Here is a 1,504-nt window from a genome sequence, read left to right as displayed (position 1 = left end):
GTGCAGGCCCTCGTAGGAGCCGGGTATGCCCTTGTTCTTCATGATGTCGAGCGACTGACGGATCCAGCCGTCCAGGTTGTTCGCATACGACTTCGGGGCGGCCTTGGGGGCGGACTTCGGGGCGAGGGAGGCGCGCTCCATGGAGCGGTTCGCGGCCTCGTGGGCGGCCCGGTCCTGCTTCGCCACCGCGGTGACCTTCAGACCGTCGGCCACCGACGCGGAGACGTCCGCGGTCTTGGCCTCGGCGGTCGTCGCCTCGCCGGTCACCAGCTTCGGCAGACCGTTGGCGCTCACCGGCTTGACCGCGGCGGGGGCGTGCGCGGCGGCGGGCTGGGCGTTGCTCGCGGTCGCGGTGGCGGTCACTGCGCCGGTGGCGCCGGCGGCGACGAGCACGGCGGCGGCGACCTTCTGGGTGCGGGTGATGCGGGCGGTGCGAAGCAGGGCGAAACGGGACATGCGGTGGTGACCTCTTCCGAATGCGGGATGCGGGGGAGCGGCCTGTGGCGGCGCGTGGAGCCGAGGGTCAGGCCGTGCTCGCTCACCTGACGGGAGGAGCTCGTCGGCACGTTCTCGGTGCTTACGGGATTCATGGTTAGCGCGGCCCCGCAGCGGTGGCAATGATGTGACGTACTACCTCTCGTAGTGAGATCAGGCGATATGTCCGATGTTGCGGGCTTTTTATGCTGTGCTGACGGGGTGGGGGCGGCACTACCAGCCCTCGTAGGTGACGTGCGTCCTGTGCCCGGCATCACCTGGCGCCCCCTCCCGAGGGGCCTCGTGTGTTGCCCGGGTCACGCCCGGAACGGGCCCGGATCCGGAGCGGAATGCGGGCCTCGCCGCCCCGCGTCGCGGCCGTGTGGGGCGCCCGTTGCGGCACAGTCGGTGGGCCGTTCGCCGCAGCGTCCGGACTGTCGCGGCGGCCGGGGCGCGCGGCTCGCGGAGGCTGGGCCCGTCCGAGCCCTCGCACCGTAAGGAAACGCCGATGTTCCGTCGTCTGACCGTCCTGGTCGCCGCTCTCTGCGCCGCGGGCGCCCTGGCCGTCGGCCCGGCCGTCGCGGCACCCGCCGACGACCAGGACCTCACCCCGAAGGAGAAAGCCGGTCTGGAGGTCGTCGGCCAGGTCGTCGGCGCCCTCCTCGGCCTCCCGCCGCTGGGCGGCGACGCCGTCCGGTAAGGCGTCCGCGCGCACGACGACGAGGACCCTGTCCGCGGGGAGCGGACAGGGCCCTCGTCGGTGCTCACGACCGGCCGGTGGCCGGTCGCCCGATGCCGTCGCCGTCAGAGATGACGGCCGTCATGTTCCGGCTCAGTAGGCGGAGTTGACGTTGTCGATGGAGCCGTAGCGGTGGGCGGCGTAGTTGGCCGCGGCGGTGATGTTGGCGACGGGGTCGGTGAGCTTATGGGCGGTGCCCTTGACGTGGTACGTGTTGAAGGTGGGCTGGATCACCTGGAGGAGGCCCTTGGAGGGGATGCCGTTGATGGCGTTGATGTCCCAGTCGTTGAC

2 protein-coding genes and 1 pseudogene are annotated in these 1,504 nt (G+C 71.5%); 1 reads left to right on the top strand and 2 read right to left on the bottom strand.

Translation table 11 applies throughout. The features are described 5' to 3' along the window. Positions 1 to 456: pseudogene (locus IF23_RS34715) on the bottom strand (transglycosylase SLT domain-containing protein); the annotation flags it as partial. A gap of 526 nt (positions 457 to 982) precedes the next feature. Here IF23_RS34715 and IF23_RS0130750 point away from each other — a divergent pair. Then, complete coding sequence (locus tag IF23_RS0130750) at positions 983 to 1,174, top strand: hypothetical protein (protein WP_030289595.1); 192 nt, start codon at positions 983 to 985, stop codon at positions 1,172 to 1,174. A gap of 132 nt (positions 1,175 to 1,306) precedes the next feature. Here IF23_RS0130750 and IF23_RS0130745 read toward each other — a convergent pair. Then, on the bottom strand, positions 1,307 to 1,504 hold a 198-nt coding region (locus IF23_RS0130745; RefSeq protein ID WP_030289593.1), incomplete at its 5' end, for a transglycosylase SLT domain-containing protein.

Origin of the sequence: Streptomyces catenulae (assembly GCF_000718015.1) — a bacterium.
In the GTDB taxonomy this organism is placed as follows: domain Bacteria; phylum Actinomycetota; class Actinomycetes; order Streptomycetales; family Streptomycetaceae; genus Streptomyces; species Streptomyces catenulae.
This window is presented reverse-complemented; position numbering and strand designations above follow the sequence as displayed.

Coding starts and splice junctions, on each gene's coding strand:
- IF23_RS0130750 (WP_030289595.1), top strand. CDS start 983: ATGTTCCGTCGTCTGACCGTCCTGGTCGCCGCTCTCTGCGCCGCGGGC.